Below are 23,693 nucleotides of genomic sequence, written 5' to 3'. Positions count from 1 at the left end.
ACACCCATCATACCATTTACCGGTAAAAAAAGGGAAAACTGTTTGTTACAAAGGCCATGCAATAAACAGGTATTAGCTCCTGCAGACAAGCAGGTAAAAAATCCGCTGAACATCCGACCCCATGAGTGTTAGGTAGGGGAGGGTAAAAACTAAATTTTTTATTCATGAAAAAATTACTAATCTCATTATTATTGGGTAGTTGTGTTTTCATAAATGTTTCTGCTAAAAGTTCTAATGTATTTCCACCTAATTCAATCAAGGTTTCAGTAACTGATGGTTGTGGGCAAGTTTTAACATTCACTGTAAGTTGTAATGGCTGTAGCTATCAAGATTTAGCTCAAGCCGGAGCAAATTATATTTATAGTAGAACTAGCTCAAATGGTTGTTTTTGTTAGCCAATAAACCTGGTGGGGTATATGTAGTTGTACCCTGCCAAGTATTTTTAAAAATCATCAAAATACAAGTTATGAGATTCATCTGTTTTCTATGGTTTCTAGGCTTAGGCGTTTATGCCGATTGCCAAACTGCCAATACTGCCATTGGAAGAGTAACGTATGAATTTGTGCATAAAACTAATTTACAAACCGGTTACCTGCACAAAGAACAAATGGTATTGGAATATGGTAATAATATGAGCAAGTATTATAGCCTTACTGCTAAGTTGCAAGACTCGATGATGCAACAAAAATTTGAAAATGCCATGCGCAATGGTTCGAATAATGTTGATTTGGGAATGATAGTGGCTGCTAATAAGGAAACTATTTTTTTTAATCGAATAACGAAGCAATTGCAATTAATAGAGCATTACCGCAATGCCTATTATTTAATAACCGATAAGGGGGCATTACCTAAATGGACAATTCAAAAAAATACCAAGAAAATTGATGGATATGACTGCCAAAGTGCTATAACTAATTTTAGGGGACGTACCTATACGGCTTGGTTTACTACACAAATACCCTTATCGTTCGGACCTTGGAAGTTGAATGGGTTACCTGGTTTAATATTAGAAGCTTATGATGCAAACAAAGAAGTGCAATTTAATTTTAGGTGGTTGGTACAGGCCAATAATTTGGGAAACATACAATTGCCGACCAATGCGATTATTACCACTGAAAAGGATTTTGATAAAATGAAATTGGCTTATGAGCAAGGCGCTCAAAACAATAGTGCAGCAATGAGCGGCATGCAAATTCAAATTTCGAATGTACAATTGAATGGCCGAAAATTAAACGATACAACATTCATGCAGCACAATGGTAATCCAATTGAATTAAAAAAAGAATAATTAAACAATCATATTCCGTGTATGCATATAGGGAAGCACATAATAAATAGTGTTTTGTGCTTCTTTTTGTATTCAGCACTGCAAGCACAAACCACCGTACAAGGAAAAGTTGTAGATGCTACTCATCAAAAACCGATAGTAGGAGCTAATGTTTTATTATTAGGAAAAAATACTAATATTATTCTACAATTTGCCATTACCGATACTGCGGGTTTTTTTAAAATTAGCGATACCACTATCATTATGAATGATAGTGTGCTTGTTAAAATAACTGCCCTGCATTTTCAGCAACAAGTTCTACCGATAAATTATTTTCAACAGCATAAAGCCATTGCTTTGCAACCTGTTGATGCGGAGTTACCACCTGTTACTGTAAAAAATCGTTTTCCATTTATTATACAAAATAATGACACACTTACCTATCGGGTAAAGGATTATCAACAAAAAGATGATAGAACCATTGGTGATGTTATAAAAAAACTACCGGGTATGGAAGTGGATGCAAACGGAAAAATTTTTTATAATGGAAAGGCTATTACTAATTTTTATATTGATGGGGATAATTTATTAGACGATCGGTATAATGTGGCAACGAATAATATTGCTGCTGATATGGTTGAAAAATTACAGGTAATTGAACACGATGAACCCATTAAAGTGTTGCAAAAAAATAAGTTAAGTAATCGTGTTTCATTGAATGTAGCTTTGAAAGATAAAGCCAAAATAAAACCTATTCAACAAGCAGAATTAGGTGCAGGTTATCGGAATATTTATGAGTTAAAATTCAGTCGGTTAAACTTGTCTAATCGCAATAAAGCCATACAAACCTTTGCAGCCAATAATTCGGGTACTAATATTTCCAACGATATTATTGCACATAACAACTTTAGTTGGATAAATGATTTAAATGATGTTAACACGTATTTTTTACTGGATCAAAATTATGTTACACCGCCATTAGAAGAAAAAAGGTATTTACTAAATAATGGAATGATGCTTAATACCAATAATTTATGGAAAACAAAAAACAATATTCAAATACGATGCAATGGGTATTATTGGAATCAACAACAAACACCGCAATATACCAATGCTGCTGCTTATTTTTTGCGTGCAGATACCATTCAATACCTTACCCATCAATACAATGTAGTAAATACTGCAGGGCAATGGGTTAACTTGCAATGGGTAAACAACAATCAAAAGTTTTATTTATCTGACCAACTTTTTCTTTCTAGTGAACAAAATACCATTCAAACGCAACTTTCTATTAATAAAATAGCTTCGGTTCAGTTGTTGCAACAAAATAATTTCAGTTTAACGAATCGGTTGTATGTTATTAAGCCAATGTTGAAGAAAGGAATAATTGAATTTACTGCCATACAAACATACCATCAAAAGCCTGAAAGTTTGCAATTGAATCCTGCGGTACAGGATAGTATTTTCCCGGTAAATGGAAGTTCTGTTTACAATGCTTTACAAACCATAAAAAACCCTTCCTTGCTTAGTTATCAAACATTGCAATTCCGGTTAACAGGTAGGCATGTACTACAAAACTTTCAAGTAACAGCAGCAGGTTTTTGGCAACAGTTAAATAGTGCCATTGCCATAATGCCCTATAATAATATGCCATTTGTGTATGATAGTGGTACTAACCAAATTCATTGGAATCAATACCAATTTTTGGGTAGTTATCAATTGAATTGGATAAGAAACAGGTATTCCGTTAGTTTTTCGTTGCCTTTCAATTATCAAATATTACAATTCAAAAATTCCATAGTTTACACAACCGATACCTTAAACAAAAATTTATATTTTAATCCTTATGCACAATTTACATGGAAAGTTGGGCAAGAAGGTGATGTGAAATTAACCTTGCGAAACAATACACAGTCGGCTCAGTTGGCCGATTTGTTTCCAGGAATTATTATTCGTAATTATTTTACTTTACAAAACAATACTATTCCTTTTGGGGAAAAGCAACAACAAAGTATTAGTGTACAATTCAATAACAAGCGCAGCATTAAAATATTGTTTTATCATGTTGGTATAGATTATGCTCAACAAGAAAATAATTACATAATAAACACAACCTTATTACAAAATTTTCAAAAAGTAAGTCATCTGCCATATGTAAATACCATTCGGCAGTTTCAAATGAATGCCGGTATTAGCCAATATATATTCCCGTTAAAAACTACTTTGTCGTTATCCGGTTCCTGGCAAAATGGAAATTGGTTACAATTAGTAAATGATAGTTTGAATGCTTATCAAAATCATTCCTGGCAGGTAAAACTTACAGCCTATAAAAAGCTGAAACAAGCCTGGGCTTTTGATTATGCTTGTAACTTGAATGGCTCAATTAGTAAAGGGTTAGCCGCTTTATCGGAATATCGATTATCACAATTTAGTTGGCAACAAAATGGAAGTATTCATTGCTTTATATTGAAACAAACGGATTGTACACTAAAAGCAGAAAGTTATTTTTTCCATAATAACAATAGTGCAGATACACACAGTTTATTTTTAGATTTTATAATTCAGAAAAATGTGGTTGGTTTAAAAACGCAGTTCTCATTGGCGATATATAATTTACTCAACAATACCAATTTTGGTGTTTATTCGGTAAATGGTAATATGCTGGCTAATAGTTTTTATGCACTGCGCCAACGCATGCTACTGCTAAAGGCTACTTTTGGATTGTAGAGATATAAACTTCAATTTTGTGAGATGAGTTATAAGAAATATTTTGTTTTAAAAATTACGTAGAAATACGCTTGTTTTTGGGTAGGTGGGTATAGTATATTTGATTATAATTAGTGGGGTAAAGCAATTAAGCGTTCGGGTAAAATAGGTTGTGTTTTTTTAATGCAATGTTTAGTAAATAATTATTCCGGTGCAATTGCATATGGTGCAAAAATTGTTTATCATTTAAATAATGTGATATGAATCTGAAAATTCTTCCATTTTATTTGTTTTTGATAGCTACTCCATTGTTAATCATGGTTCTTTTTTCAAAAATGGGTTATATTAATTCAGCTGAATTTACCATTAGCTTGCTTACATATTCTTTAATTTATCATCCATTTATATCAGGTATTAGGCTTTATGTGTTAGGAGTAATATCTAAAAAAGACATAATAAAAAATTTGATACCATTTTGGAATTTTAAATTTTACAGGCAATTGTTTTCATGGTAGGTAATTAAAGATATGTTTAGGGTTAGTGTTGAATTTTATTTAGTGTTCGTGTACAGTTATATCTTTTTGTATGGTGCAATAGGTAGATGAATGCAATAGCGTAGCTGTAACTATCTCCAAAGTTGAAAACAATCCCCATCAAACAAGCCTTTATCGCTTAATTTAATATGGGGAATTACCAACAGGGCCATAAAACTAAGTGTCATAAAGGGTGCAGCAAGCGTACTGCCTAATTCATTTTTTACCATGGCATCTATTGCTGTATAAGCAGTTGCTACGGTATAGCCATCATCGGTACTCATGAGTCCGGCTACTGGTAACGGTAATACTTTTGCGTTGTTTCCGTTTACGGCACTAACGCCCCCTTGGGCTTCAATAACCGCATTAATGGCTTTGGCTAAATCAACATCATTAGTGCCTACTGCTACTATATTGTGGCTATCGTGGGCTACTGTTGAAGCGATGGCACCTTTCTTTAAACCAAAGTTATGAATGAAGGCTTTGGCAATAGGAGCCGGGTGGTAACGATTCACGACAACTATTTTTAGTATATCGTTGGCAATATCAGGCAGTATATATTCATGTTGTAGATTGGGCGTTACCCATATTTTTTCTGTAATTAATTGTCCATCTAAAGCTTGTATTACGGGTATTTTATTTTGTTGTAAAGGGTATTCCGTTGGGTTAACGGCTAATTCAGTTTCATTTACGGGTTGGCAATTAAATTGATTGATGGGCGTAACCGGTACTGAATGTAAAAGGCTTTTGCCATTTTGGGCAACAAGCTTTCCCTTAATAAAGGTCTGTATTACCTGAAAGGCGGTTAGGTTGTTTATTACTATACAATCTGCCGGATCACCTACTCTTAAAAGACCCACATTTAAATGATAATGTTGCACAGGGTTAACGCAGGCGGCTTTGAGTACTTTAAAAACATCAATGCCTTTGGCAACTGCACGGGCACATAGTTGGTTAATATGGCCAATGGCTAAGCTATCGGGATGTTTGTCATCGCTGCAAAACATCATATTTTCATAATGAGTATGCATTAAATCAATTAATGCTTCAAAGTTTTTGGCAGCGCTACCTTCCCTAATTATTATTTTCATGCCATAGTTCAATTTATGTAGGGCTTCTTCGGCTGTAAAACATTCATGGTCGGTGCTAATACCGGTGGCAATATATTGTTGTGCGGCAGTACCCATTAAACCGGGTGCATGGCCATCAACAGGTTTATTAACGGCTTTGGCAGCAGATATTTTTTTCATTACTTCTTCATCGCCGTTTAAAACACCGGGGAAATTCATCATTTCACTCAGGTATTTAATATCATTTCGTTGTAGCAAGGCGGCTACATCAGTACTATTGAGCGCAGCACCGGCAGTTTCAAAAGTGGTAGCAGGTACACAACTGGGAGCGCCGAAGTTGAAAGAGAAATTGGTTTGTTGGGCATTGGCCAACATAAATTCAACCCCTTCCATTCCACATACATTGGCTATTTCATGGGGATCGCTAATGGTGCCTACCGTACCATGCACCACTGCTAAACGGGCAAATTCACTTGGTACCAGCATACTGCTTTCTATATGCACATGGCTATCAATAAATCCGGGTAAAATATATTGCTGTGGTACTGCAGTGTTGACGGGTAAAGCTTCAATAGCTTTAATTATTCCGGCTTCTATAAAAACGTTGGCAGGATAAATAGTTTGTTGCCAAACATCTACTAATTGTCCGCTAATGGTATATTTTTCTGTTTGCATGTTCAATTGAATAGTGGTGAATGAAAATGAATAAAATTTGTGAATGATGTATAAGATTTATTCCTCTTTCAGCAAATCGGGGCGTTTGGCTTTGGTAATTGCCAATGCCGATTCGTAACGCCAGGCTTCTACTTTTTTAGGATCGCCTTGCAGCAAAACTTCCGGTACTTTCCATCCATTAAAATCGGCAGGACGCGTATATACCGGGGGTGCTAACAAGTTATCTTGAAAAGAATCGAATAAGGCAGAGGTTTCATCATTCAATACACCGGGAATTAAACGGCCAATGGCATCAACAATCACTGCGGCAGCTAATTCGCCGCCACTCAGTACATAATCGCCAATAGATATTTCTTTGGTAACAAAGTGATCTCGAATGCGTTGGTCAATTCCCTTATAATGTCCGCAAATAAATAACAAGTTTTGTTGTAACGATAAGCGGTTAGCCATTGACTGATTGAAGGTTGCACCATCGGGTGTTAAATAAATTATTTCATCATAAGTTGTGGTACTTTGTAAATGGGTAATGGCATTGTACAAAGGTTCGCACATCATTACCATACCGGCGCCGCCGCCATACTGATAATCATCTACCTGTCCATGTTTGTTAATAGCCCATTGGCGCAAATTATGCGTACGTACTTGTAACAAACCTTTTTCCTGAGCCCGTTTCATAATACTATGGTTTAACGGACTTTCCAGTAATTCGGGTACCACTGAAATAATATCAATATTCATGTTGCAAAGATGCTATTCCATTTCCATAAAATTGTCTAAATCTCTTCTTTCTCTTTTGGTAGGGCGTCCAATTTTACTTAATCGTTTACCTGTATGGAAGGAAGGCGACTGAAAGGCAGGTTTTTCCAATGCTTCGGCCGGTGTTATGTCTACATAATATTGAATAGCTTCCGTATAAGCTACACGGTTGTTTAATAAAGCTGTTACTTGAATAATCCATTTGCGGGCATCGGTTTTAATTTCGTATTCATCACCAACTGCTACTGATTTGGAAGGCTTAACGGTATTGCCTTTATATTTTACTTTTCCTTTTTCACAAGCCTCAGCCGCCAATGAGCGGGTTTTAAAAATGCGAATACTCCATAGGTATTTATCAATTCTTACTTTTTCGTTATTGTCGCTCATACCTTGATGTTTATAAACTAAGGGTGAAGGTACTATTTTAAAGAAAGCAGTTTATAAAAAAAGCGCAGCCATAATGGCTGCGCTTTTGAAATGAAGGTTGAAGAAAGTCTTAATGTTTGGCCTTGTATAATTCGGTAAAGTATTGACAGAAGTAAGGAATGGTTTCAATGCCTTTGTAAAAGTTAGCCAAATTGAATTTTTCGTTAGGGCTATGTAAATTATCGTTATCTAAACCAAAGCCGAGAAACACAATTTTTTTGTGTAGTGTTTTGTCAAAAATGGCACAAATAGGAATACTACCCCCACCTCTAACCGGTACAGGTTCTTTGCCCAAAACACTTTGCATAGCTTTAGCGGCAGCCAGGTATTCAATAGAATCGATGGGTGTTAAGTAAGGTTCGCCACCATGGTGTTCTGTTGCCTTTACTTTAACACCGGCAGGAGCACTATTTTCAAAATAATGAATTAAAGCTTTGGTAATTTTTTCAGGAGATTGATTGGGTACTAAGCGAGCAGAAATTTTAGCATAGGCTTTGGAAGGTAAAACTGTTTTTGCACCTTCACCGGTGTAACCACTCCATATACCATTCACTTCTAAGGTTGGGCGAATGCCGGTTCGTTCAATGGTGCTATACCCTTTTTCACCCCATACTGCATCAATACCCAGTTCTTTTTTATAGGCAGTTTCATCAAAAGGTGCTTTGGCCATTTCTGAACGTTCTTCTTTACTAATTTCTACTACATCATCATAAAAGCCGGGGATGGTAATGTGGTTGTTTTCATCATGACAGGCAGCAATAAGTTTAGCCAGTATAGTTGCAGGATTAGCAACAGCACCTCCATATACGCCACTGTGTAAATCGCGGTTAGGTCCGGTTACTTCTACCTCAATATAACTAAGGCCTCGAACACCTACGTCAATTGAAGGTGTTTCTAAAGAAATCATTGCCGTATCACTTACCAGCACAACATCACAGGCTAATAGTTCTTTGTTTGACTCCACAAAACTAGCTAAGTTGGGACTTCCCACTTCCTCTTCCCCTTCAATAATAAATTTCATATTACAAGGCATAGAGTTGGTTTGCAGCATTGTTTCTAATGCTTTGATATGCATAAAAAACTGACCTTTATCATCGGCTGAGCCACGGGCATAAATTTTTCCATCTTTTATTATGGGTTCAAAAGGAGGGCTATCCCAAAGATTCAACGGATCGGCGGGTTGCACATCATAGTGGCCATATACTAAAACAGTAGGTTTGTTTTTGTCGACTAATTTTTCAGCGTACACAATGGGGTGTCCGTTAGTTTGATAAATGGTTACTGTATCAGCACCGGCTGCTTTAAATTCCTTTTCAATTAATACAGCACAGTGTTGCATATCGGGTTTGTTTTCCGACTTTGAGCTAATGCTCGGCACCTTTAATAATTCAACCAATTCATTTAAAAAACGTTGTTGATGTTTGTCGATGTACTGTTTCCAAGTTTCCATATGTGCATTTTTATTGTACATTTAAATAATAAGTAAAGGTACAAGGTTGTAATGATAAAGCCTTGTTAAGTAGAAGTTGGCGCATTGTGTTTTTGATTGGCAAGAATGTTGTCGAGCGTCCAAGTAACTTGATGGGAAAATACTTGCTGTCTTACATGGCAATCTTGTTTAATGCAAACAGGGCAACTAAAAGATTGGCAACCTTCAGTAAGAATGAATAATTCAATGTCTTTTCCAAAAGTTTTAATTACTAATGCTTCCAGTTCATCCACTTCATGATGGGCTTCGTTTAGGTTAAGATACCAGGGTAATGTTAAGTGACTGTCTACATGAATGGTGTTGCCATATTTAATAATCCGAAGATTGTGTAAATCAATCCAATTAGTTCTTCTGTTTTGGTTAAGGGTAAAAATAAGTAAGTTTAAAAGTTTCATATCGGCCTCATCCATAATGCCGGCTAATGAGGAACGAAGTATTTTGTAACCATTGTAAATGATAACAATACTAATAGCAAAAGCCAAGAGTTTATCAATCCAATATAAACCGGTTAGTTTAATAATAAAGAGACCAATAATAACTACAGAAGTAGAATAGGTATCTATTTGTAAATGCTTGCCACTGGCTTTTAATGCCAATGAATTGTTTTGCTTGCCAATGTGCAAACACCACCAACCGGCAATGAAGTTAATGAAGGCAGTAAAAGCAATTAAAAGCATGCCGGCATCTAAAGCCTCTACTGTTTTATGAATAAAAAAGCTTTGTACTGTTTGATAAATGATGTAAACCCCTGCAGTAATAATTAATGATCCTTCAATTGCTGCTGAAATAAATTCAGCTTTGCCATGCCCATAAGGGTGGTCTTTGTCTTTAGGTTTGGCAGCAATGTATAAAGAGTATAAACCAATACCACCGGCCACCATATTAACGGTACTTTCCAATGCATCGGTTAATACGGCAATAGAATTGGTTAAATAAAATGCAATCATTTTTACGGCAAACAACACAACACTTAATAGTGTGATGAAGAGTTGCAGTTGAAAGTTTTGTTGTTCTTTTTGCAAAGTATTACGTTTAAAACAAAGATTAAGTTAGCAAAATTATGCTATAAGTAATGCTGCAATGTTTTTTCAACATAGCTGCAATGCCACAATAGGTATTTAAGGAAAGCTCAATAGCTTTTTTAAATTTATCTTCTTCTTGGGCAGGAATATTCGCTTTATAAGTTAAATGGATGCCGGTAAATACTTTGGGGTGGGTGGTAGTTTGTTCTGCTTCAGCTTCAATTTCAAATTGAGAAAAGGGAACTTTCATTTTTTGTAAAATGCCAACTACATCCATACCACTGCAGGTATTTAATGCACCCAATAACATTTTTTTGGGGCTCATGCCACTGTTTAAACTGCCATCATCGGAACTGGTATCTAATCGAACGGTGTGGTTATTGTCATCATTGCTGTTAAATGCTAAATGTGATACCCATTTAGTAGTAGTTTTCATATCATTGATTTTAGAATAATAAAAGTAGCAGTAAGTGGCTAACCATGTAATGGCTATTACTTGTTATCGTTCTTTTTTTTATTGTGAAAAAAAGTGCGGATGGCTTTAAAGGTTCGGTAATAAAATTCCTGATTAAATAGCTGTGAGTCGCGCATGGCTTTATAGGTTAAGAAGAAGCCGATAGGTATTAAAACCATGGTAGAGAGCCACATACCGGCCAAGGGACTCATAACATTGCTTTTGGCAAATTTTTCTCCAAAGGTGTTTAATAAGTGAAATAGAACGAAAAATATGATGGCAAATACCAATGGCGTTCCCAATCCGCCTTTCCGTATAATAGAGCCTAACGGCGCACCAATTAAGAATAAAACTATACAGGCAACACTTAAAGTAAATTTTCTATGCCATTCTATTTCATGTTTTAAAAGTGAGTCCTGACGTGATTTATAGTCATCATAAATTAAGTTTACGTTATTTGTAACGGTACCCAATTGACTTAAACTGCGTTCCTGTATATAGCGCTTTACAGAGTCGGGGATGAGTTGTTGTAATGAACCCACTGATTTTAAAAATCCGGTATCTGTTTTAGGCCAGGTTGAATCCATGTATTTAGCAAAAGATAAATAAGTATTGATTTCAACCTTAGAGCGCTTTAAATAATGCGCACCCAGGTTTTCAAGCGAGTCGATGGTGGTATTTAATTGCCGAACACTGAGCATTTTAGGGTCATAAATAAAGGCACTATCTTTTGTTCGGTTCATTTGAAAGGTGCTTAAGTCAAACAGTTTGGTATAGGTATCAAAATGGGTGCGGGTAAAATCGGTTTGAATGGTTTGGCGCGGGCCTTTTTCTTCATAACTGTTACCATCTTTCAATTTAAATTCTAAAAATTTTTTATCGGGTGTAACTTTCATGATGCCACTTTCCGCAGTAATCAAATTATCCTGCAGGGCATAAGTTTTTTTAAAAATCACAATTTTTTTAATAGTACTATCGTCGCTTTCTTTTTTTCCCAGTTTAATAATATTGCCTTCAATTTTGTTGTAAAAAACTCCTTCTTTAATATCGAATGCCGGTTTTGCCACAATAATATCGTATTGTAATGCAGCCAGTTTTAATTGTGCAACGGGAATAATGTTATTGGCAAACAAAAAAGCAATACCACTAATAAGAACGGTTACAATTAATAGTGGACGCATAAAACGGGAAAGAGGAATGCCGGCTGCTTTTATGGCCACAATTTCAAAGGTTTCGCCCAAGTTACCAAAGGTCATGATTGACGAAAGTAAAAGCGCTAAAGGCAAGGCCAGTGGAACCCAAGTAATAGCTACTAATCCCGTTAAATAGGCCAGGGTGCCAAAATCAATGCCTTTACCCACGAGATCATCAATATATAACCAAAAAAATTGCATTACCAATACAAATAATGCAATTAAAAAAGTAGCCAGAAAAGGGCCAATGAACGATCGAACAACTAAAATGTCTAATTTTTTTATCACAAATTCCTTTCTTAGTATTTTTGGTTAATGGCAAATGTAAAACTTTCAACCGCAGAATTAGAATTGGTAACTAATATACCGGTTATTTTAACAAAGAACCGCATTATCAATGCTGTTCAGGAAATATTTTGGGAAATAACTATGGAATACCAACGGTGTATAAAAAATACATATCATTTACCCGATAAAGTAAAGTCTATTTCTCCTAAAATATACAAGGGAGAAAACTATGAAGGATTGCCTTGGGTAATGCTCGATTATCCCCGTTATTTTACCAGTACCGATGAGCTGGCTATTAGAAGTTATTTTTGGTGGGGAAATTATTTTAGTATTACCTTACTACTAAGTGGTGAATTTATTTCACGATTTGCAGCGGGTATAGAAAGCTTAGCAAAAGCTCAACATGACTGGCATTTAATGACGCATGAAGATAAATGGCAACATACTATTAATAACAGCAACAGTAAACTGCTGAAAGGCATAAAAACAGCGGAATTATTGCAAATGCCATTTATAAAAGTAGTTAAAACACTTCCCTTGCAGCAGTGGGATGTGGCACCTGCATTTTTTACCACTTCATTCGAAAGCTTAGTGAAGATGGTGTTTGGCTAGCTACCTAAGCGATGAAATAATTCTTTTATCTGATATTCCCATAATTGGGATTGGTCTTTTATTTCATTTTTCTCGGCAAAATCTTTTATCACCAAAATAGTTTGGTTCGATATTTCGGTTTTTTCTATTCTAAATTCAAAATATTCGTTTTTTTCGCTATGCAGCCAATGAAAGCGAATGAATTTTTCTTCTTCTTTATCTAATATTTTGGCTTTATCGGGGGTGCCGCCATTCCAGCTAAAGCTATAAACGCCGTCCCATTCATCTACCTTATCTGCAAACCATTCCTGTAAACCTGCTGGGGTACTTAAAAATTCATACAAAATACCCGGAGAGCATCTTACTGGAAATTCAAGTGTAAATAACTGTTTTTTGCTCATTTCAAATGGTTTTCTAACTACTTTGTGGGTTGCAATAATATTAAATTCTACTTACCGTACAAATGTTTTTTTAACATTTTATACTTTTTTGTTATAACTTTTTGTTTAAAGTGGCTTCCATGCTGCATTCAAGGGTTTTCGAAAGCCGAAATTTAATTTTAGGAAATATGCTTAAAATATTTTAAATTGCTATCTGAAATTTTCATACCTGCTTTTCATCAAAACTTATTCAAACCAACACTAAATAACCACTGCTATGAGTATGCGTCAACTCAAAATCGCCAAATCCATTACCAATCGGGAAAGTCAGAGTCTTGAGAAGTATTTACAGGAAATTGGGAAAGTGGAATTAATTACACCGGAAGAGGAAGTACAATTGGCATTGCGCATTAAACAAAATGACCAGCGTGCCCTAGAAAAATTAGTAAAAGCCAATTTGCGCTTTGTTGTATCGGTAGCCAAGCAATACCAAAATCAGGGCTTAACCCTTCCTGATTTAATTAATGAAGGCAATTTAGGCCTTATTAAAGCGGCGCTTCGCTTTGATGAAACACGTGGTTTTAAATTTATTTCTTACGCAGTCTGGTGGATTCGACAAAGTATTCTGCAAGCCTTGGCGGAACAAAGCCGTATCGTTCGCCTTCCATTGAATAAAGTAGGGCTTACCAACCGCATAGGTCGCGCCATTCAACAATTGGAACAGGAAAATGAAAGGGAACCTACTGTTGAGGAATTGGCAGAGTTATTGGAAACTGACCTTTCTGAAGTGAATGCTGCCCTTCAGGTACATGCACGCCATGTTAGTGTAGATACACCTTTAGGCGATGGAGAAGATAATACACTGTTAGATGTTTTATACAACCCTAACGCTGAATATACCGATAGACAAGTTGAGCATTATGAATCGCTGAAAGCAGAAGTGCAACGTAGCTTAAAAGCATTAACAGAAAGGCAAAAAGAAGTAGTATGTTATTTTTTTGGCATAGGTACTCACGAGTCATTAAGCCTTGAAGATATTGGTGCCCGCTTTAATTTAACCCGCGAACGGGTAAGACAAATAAAAGATAAAGCCATTAATAAGTTAAGGAGTACCAGCCGCAGTAAGCATTTAAAGGTTTATCTGGGATAAAAATTCAGATGCCATTATATTTGCAGCGCAAATTAAAGAAGTGAACTTGCCGGTTCACTTTTTTAATGAACTCACTATTTAATGCAAGCACTATGTTTAATTCGCTAAGTGAAAAATTAGAATCAGCGTTTAAGAACCTTAAAGGCCAGGCACGCATTACCGAGCTGAATATTGCCAATACCGTAAAAGATATTCGCAGGGCATTAATAGATGCCGATGTAAACTTTAAGATTGCCAAAGAATTTACCGATAAGGTAAAAGAAAAAGCATTGGGCGAAAAAGTAATTAATTCTGTTAGTCCCGGGCAGTTAATGGTAAAAATTGTTCAGGATGAATTAACTGAATTAATGGGTGGAACTGCCGCCGATTTTTCGGTTACCGGAAACCCTGCCATTATTTTAATTGCCGGATTGCAGGGTAGTGGTAAAACTACATTCACCGGAAAGTTGGCCAATTACTTAAAACTGCAAAAAGGCAAATCGCCAATGGTGGTAGCGGCAGATATTTACCGACCTGCGGCTATTGATCAGTTAACCGTTTTAGGCGAGCAAATTGGAGTGCCTGTTTATGCAGAACGCGATAATAAAGATGCAGTTAGTATTGCACGGAATGCTATTAAGGAGGCAAAAGCCCAAAATAAAAATGTAGTAATTATAGATACTGCCGGCCGTTTAGCCATTGATGAGGCAATGATGACGGAAGTGGCCAATATTAAAAAAGCGGTAAACCCATCTGAAATTTTATTTGTGGTAGATGCCATGACCGGACAGGATGCGGTAAATACAGCTAAAGCCTTTAACGATAGACTTGATTTTACCGGCGTTGTGTTAACCAAATTAGATGGTGATACTCGTGGTGGTGCGGCACTTTCTATTAAATACACGGTGCAAAAGCCCATTAAATTTATGAGCAGCGGCGAAAAAATGGATACACTTGATGTATTCTATCCCGACCGAATGGCTCAGCGTATTTTGGGAATGGGTGATATTGCTTCATTGGTTGAAAAGGCACAACAACAATTTGATGAAGAAAAGGCCAAAAAATTAGAGAAGAAAATTCGAAAAAATCAGTTCGATTTTCAGGACTTCTTGGAGCAACTGCAACAGATTAAAAAAATGGGTAACTTAAAAGATTTAATGGGAATGATACCCGGGGTGGGTAAAGCTATAAAAGATGTAGACATTAATGATGATGCATTTAAGGGTATTGAAGCTATTATTCACTCAATGACACCGGAAGAAAGAGCCAACCCCGACTTAATTGATCAACACAGAAAGGTTAGAATTGCGAAAGGAAGTGGAAAAGATATTCAGGAAGTGAATGCCTTTATGAAGCAATTTGAGCAAATGAAAAAAATGATGGGTGCCATGAATAAATTGCCCATGGGCGGCAGAATGCCCGGGTTTAGGCGATAAAAAACCTGGAAACTTGATGAAACTCATAATTTTGTATTAAATTATAAAAAGTTTTTAGCTAAACTTGGCGGGAAAGTAATCCTTTATTATTTTCGCCGTCCAAATTAAACGAAACCCTATTTCTTAACGCCTTTAAATGTCTATTTAACATGGCAGTAAAAATGAGATTACAAAGACACGGCAGTAAAAAACGCCCCTTCTATTTTATAGTTGTGGCCGATGCCCGTGCACCCAGAGATGGTAAATTCATCCAAAAACTGGGCACTTACAATCCTTTAACCGTACCGGCAACCATTCAATTAGATCGTCAGAAAGCTTTAGACTGGTTACATAAAGGTGCACAACCTACCGACACAGTAAGAAGAATCCTTTCTTTCAAAGGTGTTTTGTATCTGAAGCATTTGTTGCGCGGTGTTTCACTGGGATTATTTGATGATGCAACGGCTATGACCAAATTTCAAGCATGGCACGATGAGCATGAAGCCCAGTTAAAACGCAGAAGCGATGCACACAAACAACAAAAGCGTCAGCGTCAGGAATACAAACCTGTAGTTAAAAAGGTTGAAGAACAACCAGCTGAAGGCGGTTCAGAAGCATAGTAAGCCCTGCACAAAAAAATTAGCCCGTTAGCCATTTTGGTAATCGGGCTTTTTTTATTTTAGAAATATAACTTTGAACCTATTATTTAATCATGCATCCCATTCAACCTTATATTCACATTGGAAAAGTTGTAGCTACTTTTGGTACTAGCGGACAAGTACTTGTGCAGCACGCATTGGGAAAAAAAACTACACTAAAAGGCATAAAGGCGCTTTTTATAGAGCAGCAAAAAAATAGCTATTTGCCCTATTTTATTGAGCAGGTAAAAGCTAAGAATGAGCAAGAAATTTGGGTGCAGTTGGAAGGGATACCTACCAAAGAGGCTGCACAGCGTTTTTTAAATAAAAATGTTTGGTTGCCCGAAGCAGAAGCATTGGCATTGATGAGCGCTAAAGCTCCCATAGCATTGTTGGGTTACACGGTTGTTGAAGATAAAAAGGTATTAGGAGTGATTGAAGAAGTAATAGAACAACCCCATCAGGTATTGGTTCAAATTTCCATTGAAGGAAAAGAAGTATTAGTGCCTTTGCATGAAGAAACCTTGTTGAAAATTGACAGAAAGAAAAAAGAAGTTTGGGTACAATTACCTGAAGGATTATTGGCTATTTATTTATAATGTATGCAAGAGGAAATTTATCCGCCCTATCGCTATAAAATTACGGTAACGGCCAATCATTTAGATCATTTACAGCATGTGAACAATGTGGTGTATGTGCAGTGGTTGCAAGATGCTGCTTATCAGCATTGGATGCAAAAAGTACCAGAAGCACTTCATAAAGAAGTATTATGGGTGGTACGTAGGCACGAAATAGATTATTTGGCCGGTGCATTTTTGGGCGACGAATTGGAAATAACTACTTGGCCCGGCCAACATACAGGTGTAACCTGGCAACGCCATTATACCATTGTTCGTTTAAGCGATAACAAAACCATTGTAAAAGCCACGAGCATTTGGGCTTTGGTACACCGTGCTAATTTTCATCCAAGGCGAATAGATGAGGCTGTTTTGCAGGTGTTGCGATGATAAAATGCCATTAAGCAGAAAATGGGTGTTTGGTGAAAGGGTTCATTTATTCTTCTTTATCTCAGTAATTTAGTTGCTGTAATTATATGAATCAACCACAGCGTTATATTGCCCATTTTGATTTAGACTCATTTTTTGTGAGTGTGGAAGTCATTAAAAATCCTGCCCTGCAACATCAGCCTGTTTTGGTAGGGGGTAGTAGTGAAAGGGGGGTAGTGGCTGCCTGCAGTTATGCAGCTCGAAAATTTGGTATTCATAGTGCCATGCCTATGAAGCGTGCTTTACAGCTTTGCCCCCAAGCAATTGTATTGCCCGGTTCTTATAAAGAGTATAGCCGTTTCTCTAACCGGGTTACCGAAATCATTGCCCTTGCCGCACCTGCCTTTCAAAAAGCCAGTATTGATGAGTTTTATATTGACTTAACAGGAATGGATACTTATTTTAATCCTTTGCAATGGACTATAGATTTACGTCAGCAAATTATGGCTGCAACCGGCTTGCCCATTTCTTTTGGGTTAGCCAGCACAAAGTTAATTGCTAAAATTGCTACCGATGAAGCGAAACCTAGCGGATACCTATTTGTGCAACCCGGACGTGAAAAAGAATTCCTGGCACCCTTGCCTGTACAAAAAATACCAGGTGTTGGTAAACACACTTTACCTGTTTTACAAAAAATGGGCATTCATACCATTCATGACATTTTACAATTTGCGCCCTCGCATTTAGAACAAAAGTTAGGTAAGTGGGGGCAAACTTTACATTCAATAGCCAATGGGCATTATGATATGCCTTTGCATGAATCGCATGAAGTGAAATCAATTTCAACCGAACAAACTTTTTCTGAAAATACCACCGACCTATTGTTTTTAGAAAAAAAATTGGTGCAGATGACGGAAAAAGTAGCTTATGAACTTAGACAGGACAATTTGTTTACTGCTTGCATTGCCGTTAAAATACGTTATGCCGATTTTACTACACAATCTAAACAAGTTACCATACCCCTCACTTTTTGTGATGATGAATTAATACCTGTTGCTAAACAGTTGTTACAAACATTATACTCAGGTAAGCAAGCGGTACGATTATTAGGAGTAAGGCTAAGTAATTTGAATAAATATGGAAAACCGCCCGATTTGTTTAATGCAACACACACAAAAGCCAGCTTATACCAAGCAATTGATGCTGTAAAAAACAAATACGGTAACTTTGCGCTTAGAAAAGGAAGGAGTGTGTAATGTTAATTTTTTAGTGAAATGAAAACAATACCCTACTTAATTGGTAGAGTAATTATCTTTGCACCTGCATTCCCAAAAGTTGAATTTTTGAACCATTTAAATTTATAGTTTATGAGCTTACATTTAGGAGACACCGTTCCCAATTTCAAAGCAAAAACCTCTATTGGTGACATTGATTTTTATGAGTACTTAGGCGACAGCTGGGGTATTTTATTTTCACACCCTGCTGATTATACCCCTGTATGTACTACTGAGTTAGGTAAAACAGCTTTATTAAAAGCCGAATTTGATAAGCGCAATACCAAAGTATTGGCTTTAAGCGTAGATGATGTTGAAAGTCACAAAAAATGGATTAATGACATTAATGAAACCCAGCACACGCATGTAGATTTTCCGATTATTGCGGATGAAGACAAAAAAATTGCTCAGCTGTTTGATATGATTCATCCTAATGCATCTGAAACACATACTGTGCGTTCCTTATTCATTATTGGCCCTGATAAAAAATTAAAACTTTACATTACTTATCCTGCTTCAACAGGCCGCAACTTTAATGAAGTTTTGCGTGTGTTAGATTCTTTGCAATTAAGTGCTAAATATCCTGTAGCAACTCCCGCCAACTGGAATCCCGGTGAGGATGTAATTATAGGATTGGGAGTAAGTACAGAAGAAGCACCGGCTAAATTTCCTAAAGGTGTAAAAGTAGTAAAACCATATTTGCGTTACACTCCTCAGCCCGATAAAGAATAATTTTTGTTTTCATTTTACTTGTTATACTTAAGCCTCTGACTCTTCAGGGGCTTTTTCATTTCTAATTCACTTGTTCATTTTAAAGTTTGAACAATTTAATTTGCTTATCTTAACTACTCCAACCAAAAAAATTATTATGAAAAAACTGTTACTCTTTGCCTTATTATTTTATCAGGCAGCCAATGCGCAAAAAACAATTATTTATTGCGGGAAATTAATTGATGTTAAAAATTTATCTGTACAGCAAGGCATGTCCGTTATTGTACAAGCCGATACAGTAGCCGACATACAAAAGGGTTATGTTACAGCTACTTCAGGTGATAAAGTTATTGATTTAAAGAAATACACTGTAATGCCCGGTTTAATTGATGCGCATGTGCATCTGGAAAGCCAAACCAGTCCCGATGCAATGTTAAAGCGCTTAACTCAAAACCCCGCTGATATTGCCTTTCAGGCTGCTGTTTATGCTAAAACCACTTTAATGGCCGGATTTACTACTGTACGTGATGTGGGAGGCAGTGGAGTAAATATTGCGCTGCGTAATGCTATTAATAAGGGTGAAGTGATTGGCCCCCGGATTTTTACGGCTGGTTCCATTATATCAACCACCGGCGGTCATGGCGATCCTACCAATGGTTTAAGAGAAGATATTATGATGATTCCCCAATTAAATGAAAATGTGGTGAATGGCGATGATGAATGCAGAAAGGCTGTTCGGCAACATTATAAAGATGGGGCTGATTTAATTAAAATTACTGCCACCGGTGGTGTGTTAAGTTTAGAGAAAGATGGAGCCGGTGCTCAATTTACTGAAGATGAAATTAAAACCATTGTAGAAACCGCTAAAGATTATGGTATGCGCGTTGCTGCACATGCTCATGGTCCTGAAGGTATGAAAAGGGCAGTATTGGCTGGTGTAACTTCTATTGAACACGGTACTTATATGACACCCGAAATAATGGAGTTAATGAAAGAAAGAGGAACTTATTTAGTACCAACTATTATAGCCGGGAAATCTGTAGCTGATTCTGCAGCAAAAATGCCGGGCTATTTTCCTCCCATTATTCGCGCCAAAGCTTTACAAATTGGAAGTGTAATACAAGGCACTTTTGCTAAAGCGTATAAAGCCGGTGTAAAAATTGCTTTTGGTACAGATGCAGGTGTGTACAACCATGGTAAAAACTGGATGGAATTTGGTTATATGCACGAAGCCGGTATGCCTGTTTTAGAATGTATTAAAGCCGCTACGGTAAATGCAGCTGACTTAATTGGAGATACCAAAATTGGTAGTTTAGAAAAAGGTAAGATGGCCGATGTGGTAGCAGTAGATGGTGATCCCGTTCAAGATGTGAAAGTAATGGGTAAAGTTGTTTTTGTAATGAAAGCAGGTAAGGTATACAAATCAGAATAAGTCAATATTTTTTTTCAAACGGAATGCTGTTTTACACAAATGGCATTCCGTTTTTATATTCCCAATACTGTTTTTAATCTACTATATCCTGTTTTGCTTACCGGTAATTGTTGTCCGGTATTTAATATGGCCGCATAATTTTCCTTTTCCAATAGTTCTATTTTGGTAATGAATTGCAGGTTTACAATGTATGATCGATGAATTCGGGCAAACTGCTGTTGAGGCAACATTTGCTCAAAATACTGCATGGTTTTTTTCTTTAAAAATGTACCTTCTGATGTAATGATTTTTACGTAATCATCGGCCGCTTCTAAAAAATGTATTTGTGATAATGGAATGATTTTTATTTTACTGCCGTCCTTTACTACAATGCGATTGGCTGAAAGTGTTGTGTTGAATAAATTTTCAGGTAAAGATGTTGTGTTATTATAATCGGAATTGTGCAAAGCTTTTTCAATGGCCTTGTGAAATCGTTCTTTGCTAAAAGGTTTTAGCAAATAATCAATGGCATTTTGTTCAAATGCTTTTAAAGCATATTCGTCAAATGCAGTAGTAAAAATTACCGAGGCTTTTGTTTCTACTAATTCTAACAATTCAAACCCGTTTATTTTCGGCATTTGTATATCTAAAAACAACAAGTTGGGTTGGTATTGCTGAATGCTTTTAGCCGCTTCAAATCCATCACTGCACTCAGCTACGATTTCAATGTTAGGATATGCTTGTAAATATTCTTTTATAATACTGCGTGCTAAAGGCTCATCATCAATAATAATACATTTCATACTATGCATTTGTTGGTTTTAAAGGTTGCGGAATTTGCAGTGTTACAGAAAACCGGCTATTGGTTTTATCAATTACTAATAAATCGTTGCGACCAAATAATAACCACAATCTTCGCTTAATTGCAGTTAAACCAAATCCCGTTCCGCTTAGGGTATTAGCTGTTTCTGCATCATAGGGATTAGTAACAGTGATGATCAAATAATTTTTTTCAACTTTTGCCAAAATACTAATGGTTACTTCTCCAATAGTATCGTAAAGTCCAAATTTGATGGCATTTTCTACCAATGGTTGAATTAACAGTGAGGGAAGCACTAACGGTAGTGCATTTTTGTTAGATTGAATGTTGGTTAATAAACGATGGCCAAAACGAACTTGTTCAATGGATAAGTATAAGCGCATATAGGAAAGCTCTTCTTCTAATGTATTCCATTGTTCTTCCTTTCGAATAGTGCCTCTTAAAAATTCAGATAATTCTTGAATCATTACCCTGGCTTTTTCAGGTTGTACAGAAGTTAAAGCACTAATTGAATTTAAACTATTGAATAAAAAATGGGGTTGTAATTGCTGGCGCAGTTTTGCCAATTCAGCTTCCTTAGCCAAATTGGTTAAATTTTCTTGTTGTGCTTCTTGTTGTTGTGCTTCTAATTGTATGTACCAGATCATTCCTGCAAGTGTAATAGAACTCAACATTAAAAACCCGTATGCCCAGCGTATAAATAAGGTGCTTCTTAAAAGTTGCAAATAGGAAATGTTATTGGGAAATAATAGTTGTGCAATTATTTGTGCTATAATAGCAGATGCTAAACTCAAAATAAGACTTGTAATAAGGGTGTATCCATATTTTTCTTTCTTGGGCAAATAATAACGCATATTATTGATAACAATCCAACTGCTGGCGAATAACAACAAATTTTCCAATAAACTGTCGAAAGCTGCAACAAAAACGTTTAGGCCTGAAATAATTAAGATATTCCATTGCCATACTATCCAAAGCATCCACCAAATGGCGAGGGCTATAATACGGTTTTTGCCGTTGAAAAATGATTTGGTCACTTGCCGATTAAATTATCGTATGAGTTAATAAAAGTTTTTCTTGAAGTTGGGCAGCCTTTTTTTGAGTAAAATACTCATAATTTTCTGCTTCGTCAATTTCCTTAATGCATGAACTTAATTCAATGCCGTCAGTAAGTTTTTCAATTTCAAATAAATCGGTAATGCCTAAGAATATCCATTGTACAAGCTGATGGTTGTTATTAAAAAACGTTTGTGCTTCTTCATTACCCGTATTAATTGCTTTTTGAAGCGCAATATTTGCACTATTAGCATAAAACAACCTTATTTGTTCATCAAATTGCGGAACATGTTTACCATTGCCGCATTGTATTTTGAACACCATTTTAGCGATATAATATTTCATAAAAAAAGTTGTTTCAACTGTTTTATTAATTGTTTGTTTGCTTTTAACGGATATCCATTGGTGTATTTTTTCAGTACATTATTCCATTTATTTATTTGCCTTTAGTGTATTTACTACCTCATTTATCGCAGCAAAATTGGTAGTGGGCACATATTCAAATGTTTTGATAAACTTGGTACTATCAAAAAAATAATCTCTATCATACTGATAAGTCATTTCACTTAACTCTTTTATAATAGGAATAAATATGCCCAAAGTTTGAATAGCCCATTTGGGTAATACCTGCATTTTAGCCGGCACCTGCATAGCATGCGCAAACAGTTCAATCCACTCCTTTCCGGTAAGGGCTTGGTCTGATACGGGCAAATTCCATATTTGGTTATATGCATCATTGGTATTGCCTAATAAAGCAGTGCCTTTCGCTAAATCAGGTGTATAGCCCATGCTATGCATTACATTCGCATTGCAAATCCATTGTGCTTTTTTCCCTTTTAATAGATTTTGGTAAACCATTGTCATTAATAAACTTTTGTCAATTGTAGTGCCAAAAAAATCGGGCGAACGTGCAATGATGGCTTGCAGTTGTTGCTGCTCAATGGCATTGATTATTAGATTATCAACTTCTGCTCTAACTTTTCCTTTTTTACTAATTGGATGAATGGCTGAACTTTCAGTAATATGTTCTATTTGATTGGCATCTAACGCATACACATTATCAAAAAAAATCAATTTACATTGGTACTGAAGGCAGGCATCAATTACATTTTTTATAAATGGTACCCATTGCTGTTGCCATACATTTGTGTTATAGGCAAAGCCAATTAATACATATACAATACTGCTGCCTTCCACTGCTTTAAATACGGCTTCTCTGTTCAGCAGGTTGGCCGGCATCAGCTCATCTGTTGCATTTATTTTTTTTGGGTTACGAGCTACCAAGCGAATGTTTGATGTGTACTGCGGCAGTATTTTAGCAAGTTCGGTACCAATAGCACCACCGGCTCCCAGAATAGTTTGTTTATGGTTGTTATTATGATTCATGCAGGTTAGTTTTAATT

Annotated in this window: 23 protein-coding genes; 11 read left to right on the top strand and 12 right to left on the bottom strand. The window is 36.2% G+C overall.

The window, feature by feature from the left end; genetic code table 11:
- Positions 1 to 466 precede the first annotated feature (466 nt).
- On the top strand, positions 467 to 1,288 hold the full coding sequence (locus ACP5P5_RS11155) for a GLPGLI family protein (RefSeq protein ID WP_428286193.1): 822 nt from the start codon (positions 467 to 469) through the stop codon (positions 1,286 to 1,288).
- 21 nt (positions 1,289 to 1,309) lie between these two features.
- Positions 1,310 to 3,994 carry a carboxypeptidase-like regulatory domain-containing protein gene (locus ACP5P5_RS11150; RefSeq protein WP_428286192.1) on the top strand — a complete coding sequence of 895 codons (2,685 nt, stop codon included), beginning with the start codon at positions 1,310 to 1,312 and terminating at the stop codon, positions 3,992 to 3,994.
- A gap of 604 nt (positions 3,995 to 4,598) precedes the next feature.
- Here ACP5P5_RS11150 and ade read toward each other — a convergent pair.
- From ade to ACP5P5_RS11115, 7 genes are all read right to left on the bottom strand, one after another.
- The gene (gene ade, locus ACP5P5_RS11145; protein ID WP_428286191.1) at positions 4,599 to 6,251 is read right to left on the bottom strand and encodes an adenine deaminase; all 1,653 of its coding nucleotides are present in this window, start codon (positions 6,249 to 6,251) and stop codon (positions 4,599 to 4,601) included.
- 57 nt (positions 6,252 to 6,308) lie between these two features.
- Entirely contained in the window at positions 6,309 to 6,989 is a 681-nt protein-coding gene (gene trmD, locus ACP5P5_RS11140) for a tRNA (guanosine(37)-N1)-methyltransferase TrmD (protein WP_428286190.1), read from the bottom strand.
- A 12-nt stretch (positions 6,990 to 7,001) separates the two neighbouring features.
- Positions 7,002 to 7,394: an RNA-binding S4 domain-containing protein gene (locus ACP5P5_RS11135; RefSeq protein WP_428286189.1), complete on the bottom strand. Its 393-nt coding sequence runs from the start codon at positions 7,392 to 7,394 to the stop codon at positions 7,002 to 7,004.
- A 109-nt stretch (positions 7,395 to 7,503) separates the two neighbouring features.
- The gene (locus ACP5P5_RS11130) at positions 7,504 to 8,883 is read right to left on the bottom strand and encodes a dipeptidase (protein WP_428286188.1); all 1,380 of its coding nucleotides are present in this window, start codon (positions 8,881 to 8,883) and stop codon (positions 7,504 to 7,506) included.
- Between the two features lie 65 nt (positions 8,884 to 8,948).
- Positions 8,949 to 9,944: a cation diffusion facilitator family transporter gene (locus ACP5P5_RS11125; RefSeq protein ID WP_428286187.1), complete on the bottom strand. Its 996-nt coding sequence runs from the start codon at positions 9,942 to 9,944 to the stop codon at positions 8,949 to 8,951.
- 22 nt (positions 9,945 to 9,966) lie between these two features.
- On the bottom strand, positions 9,967 to 10,380 hold the full coding sequence (locus tag ACP5P5_RS11120; RefSeq protein ID WP_428286186.1) for an OsmC family protein: 414 nt from the start codon (positions 10,378 to 10,380) through the stop codon (positions 9,967 to 9,969).
- 56 nt (positions 10,381 to 10,436) lie between these two features.
- The gene (locus tag ACP5P5_RS11115; RefSeq protein ID WP_428286185.1) at positions 10,437 to 11,879 is read right to left on the bottom strand and encodes an LptF/LptG family permease; all 1,443 of its coding nucleotides are present in this window, start codon (positions 11,877 to 11,879) and stop codon (positions 10,437 to 10,439) included.
- Positions 11,880 to 11,906: 27 nt separating this feature from the next.
- Here ACP5P5_RS11115 and ACP5P5_RS11110 point away from each other — a divergent pair, with 27 nt between their 5' ends.
- Positions 11,907 to 12,491, top strand: a complete 585-nt coding sequence (locus ACP5P5_RS11110) for a hypothetical protein (RefSeq protein ID WP_428286184.1) — start codon at positions 11,907 to 11,909, stop codon at positions 12,489 to 12,491.
- On the opposite strand, the gene ACP5P5_RS11105 is transcribed toward ACP5P5_RS11110, so the two are convergent.
- Positions 12,488 to 12,871 (bottom strand): START-like domain-containing protein, encoded by a 384-nt coding sequence (locus ACP5P5_RS11105; RefSeq protein WP_428286183.1) that lies wholly within the window; start codon positions 12,869 to 12,871, stop codon positions 12,488 to 12,490. The genes ACP5P5_RS11110 and ACP5P5_RS11105 overlap by 4 nt on opposite strands.
- Positions 12,872 to 13,133: 262 nt before the next feature.
- Here ACP5P5_RS11105 and ACP5P5_RS11100 point away from each other — a divergent pair, with 262 nt between their 5' ends.
- From ACP5P5_RS11100 to ACP5P5_RS11065, 8 genes are all read left to right on the top strand, one after another.
- The gene (locus ACP5P5_RS11100; RefSeq protein WP_428286182.1) at positions 13,134 to 14,000 is read left to right on the top strand and encodes a sigma-70 family RNA polymerase sigma factor; all 867 of its coding nucleotides are present in this window, start codon (positions 13,134 to 13,136) and stop codon (positions 13,998 to 14,000) included.
- A 92-nt stretch (positions 14,001 to 14,092) separates the two neighbouring features.
- A complete protein-coding gene (ffh, locus tag ACP5P5_RS11095; RefSeq protein ID WP_428286181.1) occupies positions 14,093 to 15,415 on the top strand; it encodes a signal recognition particle protein in 1,323 nt (440 codons plus the stop codon).
- A gap of 161 nt (positions 15,416 to 15,576) precedes the next feature.
- Positions 15,577 to 16,014 (top strand): 30S ribosomal protein S16, encoded by a 438-nt coding sequence (rpsP, locus tag ACP5P5_RS11090; RefSeq protein WP_428286180.1) that lies wholly within the window; start codon positions 15,577 to 15,579, stop codon positions 16,012 to 16,014.
- A 92-nt stretch (positions 16,015 to 16,106) separates the two neighbouring features.
- Positions 16,107 to 16,631: a ribosome maturation factor RimM gene (rimM, locus tag ACP5P5_RS11085; protein WP_428286179.1), complete on the top strand. Its 525-nt coding sequence runs from the start codon at positions 16,107 to 16,109 to the stop codon at positions 16,629 to 16,631.
- A gap of 3 nt (positions 16,632 to 16,634) precedes the next feature.
- Positions 16,635 to 17,039 (top strand): acyl-CoA thioesterase, encoded by a 405-nt coding sequence (locus ACP5P5_RS11080; RefSeq protein WP_428286178.1) that lies wholly within the window; start codon positions 16,635 to 16,637, stop codon positions 17,037 to 17,039.
- An 86-nt stretch (positions 17,040 to 17,125) separates the two neighbouring features.
- Positions 17,126 to 18,274, top strand: coding sequence for a DNA polymerase IV (dinB, locus tag ACP5P5_RS11075; RefSeq protein WP_428286177.1), 1,149 nt, complete (start codon positions 17,126 to 17,128; stop codon positions 18,272 to 18,274).
- 111 nt (positions 18,275 to 18,385) lie between these two features.
- Positions 18,386 to 19,024 carry a peroxiredoxin gene (locus ACP5P5_RS11070; RefSeq protein ID WP_428286176.1) on the top strand — a complete coding sequence of 213 codons (639 nt, stop codon included), beginning with the start codon at positions 18,386 to 18,388 and terminating at the stop codon, positions 19,022 to 19,024.
- Between the two features lie 136 nt (positions 19,025 to 19,160).
- On the top strand, positions 19,161 to 20,435 hold the full coding sequence (locus ACP5P5_RS11065; RefSeq protein WP_428286175.1) for an amidohydrolase family protein: 1,275 nt from the start codon (positions 19,161 to 19,163) through the stop codon (positions 20,433 to 20,435).
- A gap of 53 nt (positions 20,436 to 20,488) precedes the next feature.
- Here the strand turns inward: ACP5P5_RS11065 and ACP5P5_RS11060 are convergent, their stop codons facing one another.
- From ACP5P5_RS11060 to ACP5P5_RS11045, 4 genes are all read right to left on the bottom strand, one after another.
- Positions 20,489 to 21,217, bottom strand: coding sequence for a LytR/AlgR family response regulator transcription factor (locus ACP5P5_RS11060; protein ID WP_428286174.1), 729 nt, complete (start codon positions 21,215 to 21,217; stop codon positions 20,489 to 20,491).
- Between the two features lies 1 nt (position 21,218).
- Positions 21,219 to 22,271 (bottom strand): sensor histidine kinase, encoded by a 1,053-nt coding sequence (locus ACP5P5_RS11055; protein ID WP_428286173.1) that lies wholly within the window; start codon positions 22,269 to 22,271, stop codon positions 21,219 to 21,221.
- A 7-nt stretch (positions 22,272 to 22,278) separates the two neighbouring features.
- A complete protein-coding gene (locus ACP5P5_RS11050) occupies positions 22,279 to 22,635 on the bottom strand; it encodes a DUF4288 domain-containing protein (RefSeq protein ID WP_428286172.1) in 357 nt (118 codons plus the stop codon).
- A gap of 87 nt (positions 22,636 to 22,722) precedes the next feature.
- Positions 22,723 to 23,676, bottom strand: coding sequence for an NAD-dependent epimerase/dehydratase family protein (locus ACP5P5_RS11045; protein ID WP_428286171.1), 954 nt, complete (start codon positions 23,674 to 23,676; stop codon positions 22,723 to 22,725).
- Positions 23,677 to 23,693: the final 17 nt, after the last annotated feature.

Source organism: Hydrotalea sp. (genome assembly GCF_049968455.1).
GTDB lineage: Bacteria > Bacteroidota > Bacteroidia > Chitinophagales > Chitinophagaceae > Hydrotalea.
The sequence above is the reverse complement of the archived record's forward strand: the minus strand, read 5'-3'. Positions and strand labels throughout refer to the sequence as shown.

Coding starts and splice junctions, on each gene's coding strand:
- ACP5P5_RS11155 (WP_428286193.1), top strand. CDS start 467: ATGAGATTCATCTGTTTTCTATGGTTTCTAGGCTTAGGCGTTTATGCC.
- ACP5P5_RS11150 (WP_428286192.1), top strand. CDS start 1,310: ATGCATATAGGGAAGCACATAATAAATAGTGTTTTGTGCTTCTTTTTG.
- ade (WP_428286191.1), bottom strand. CDS start 6,251: ATGCAAACAGAAAAATATACCATTAGCGGACAATTAGTAGATGTTTGG.
- trmD (WP_428286190.1), bottom strand. CDS start 6,989: ATGAATATTGATATTATTTCAGTGGTACCCGAATTACTGGAAAGTCCG.
- ACP5P5_RS11135 (WP_428286189.1), bottom strand. CDS start 7,394: ATGAGCGACAATAACGAAAAAGTAAGAATTGATAAATACCTATGGAGT.
- ACP5P5_RS11130 (WP_428286188.1), bottom strand. CDS start 8,883: ATGGAAACTTGGAAACAGTACATCGACAAACATCAACAACGTTTTTTA.
- ACP5P5_RS11120 (WP_428286186.1), bottom strand. CDS start 10,380: ATGAAAACTACTACTAAATGGGTATCACATTTAGCATTTAACAGCAAT.
- ACP5P5_RS11110 (WP_428286184.1), top strand. CDS start 11,907: ATGGCAAATGTAAAACTTTCAACCGCAGAATTAGAATTGGTAACTAAT.
- ACP5P5_RS11105 (WP_428286183.1), bottom strand. CDS start 12,871: ATGAGCAAAAAACAGTTATTTACACTTGAATTTCCAGTAAGATGCTCT.
- ACP5P5_RS11100 (WP_428286182.1), top strand. CDS start 13,134: ATGCGTCAACTCAAAATCGCCAAATCCATTACCAATCGGGAAAGTCAG.
- ffh (WP_428286181.1), top strand. CDS start 14,093: ATGTTTAATTCGCTAAGTGAAAAATTAGAATCAGCGTTTAAGAACCTT.
- rpsP (WP_428286180.1), top strand. CDS start 15,577: ATGAGATTACAAAGACACGGCAGTAAAAAACGCCCCTTCTATTTTATA.
- rimM (WP_428286179.1), top strand. CDS start 16,107: ATGCATCCCATTCAACCTTATATTCACATTGGAAAAGTTGTAGCTACT.
- ACP5P5_RS11080 (WP_428286178.1), top strand. CDS start 16,635: ATGCAAGAGGAAATTTATCCGCCCTATCGCTATAAAATTACGGTAACG.
- dinB (WP_428286177.1), top strand. CDS start 17,126: ATGAATCAACCACAGCGTTATATTGCCCATTTTGATTTAGACTCATTT.
- ACP5P5_RS11070 (WP_428286176.1), top strand. CDS start 18,386: ATGAGCTTACATTTAGGAGACACCGTTCCCAATTTCAAAGCAAAAACC.
- ACP5P5_RS11065 (WP_428286175.1), top strand. CDS start 19,161: ATGAAAAAACTGTTACTCTTTGCCTTATTATTTTATCAGGCAGCCAAT.
- ACP5P5_RS11060 (WP_428286174.1), bottom strand. CDS start 21,217: ATGAAATGTATTATTATTGATGATGAGCCTTTAGCACGCAGTATTATA.
- ACP5P5_RS11050 (WP_428286172.1), bottom strand. CDS start 22,635: ATGAAATATTATATCGCTAAAATGGTGTTCAAAATACAATGCGGCAAT.
- ACP5P5_RS11045 (WP_428286171.1), bottom strand. CDS start 23,676: ATGAATCATAATAACAACCATAAACAAACTATTCTGGGAGCCGGTGGT.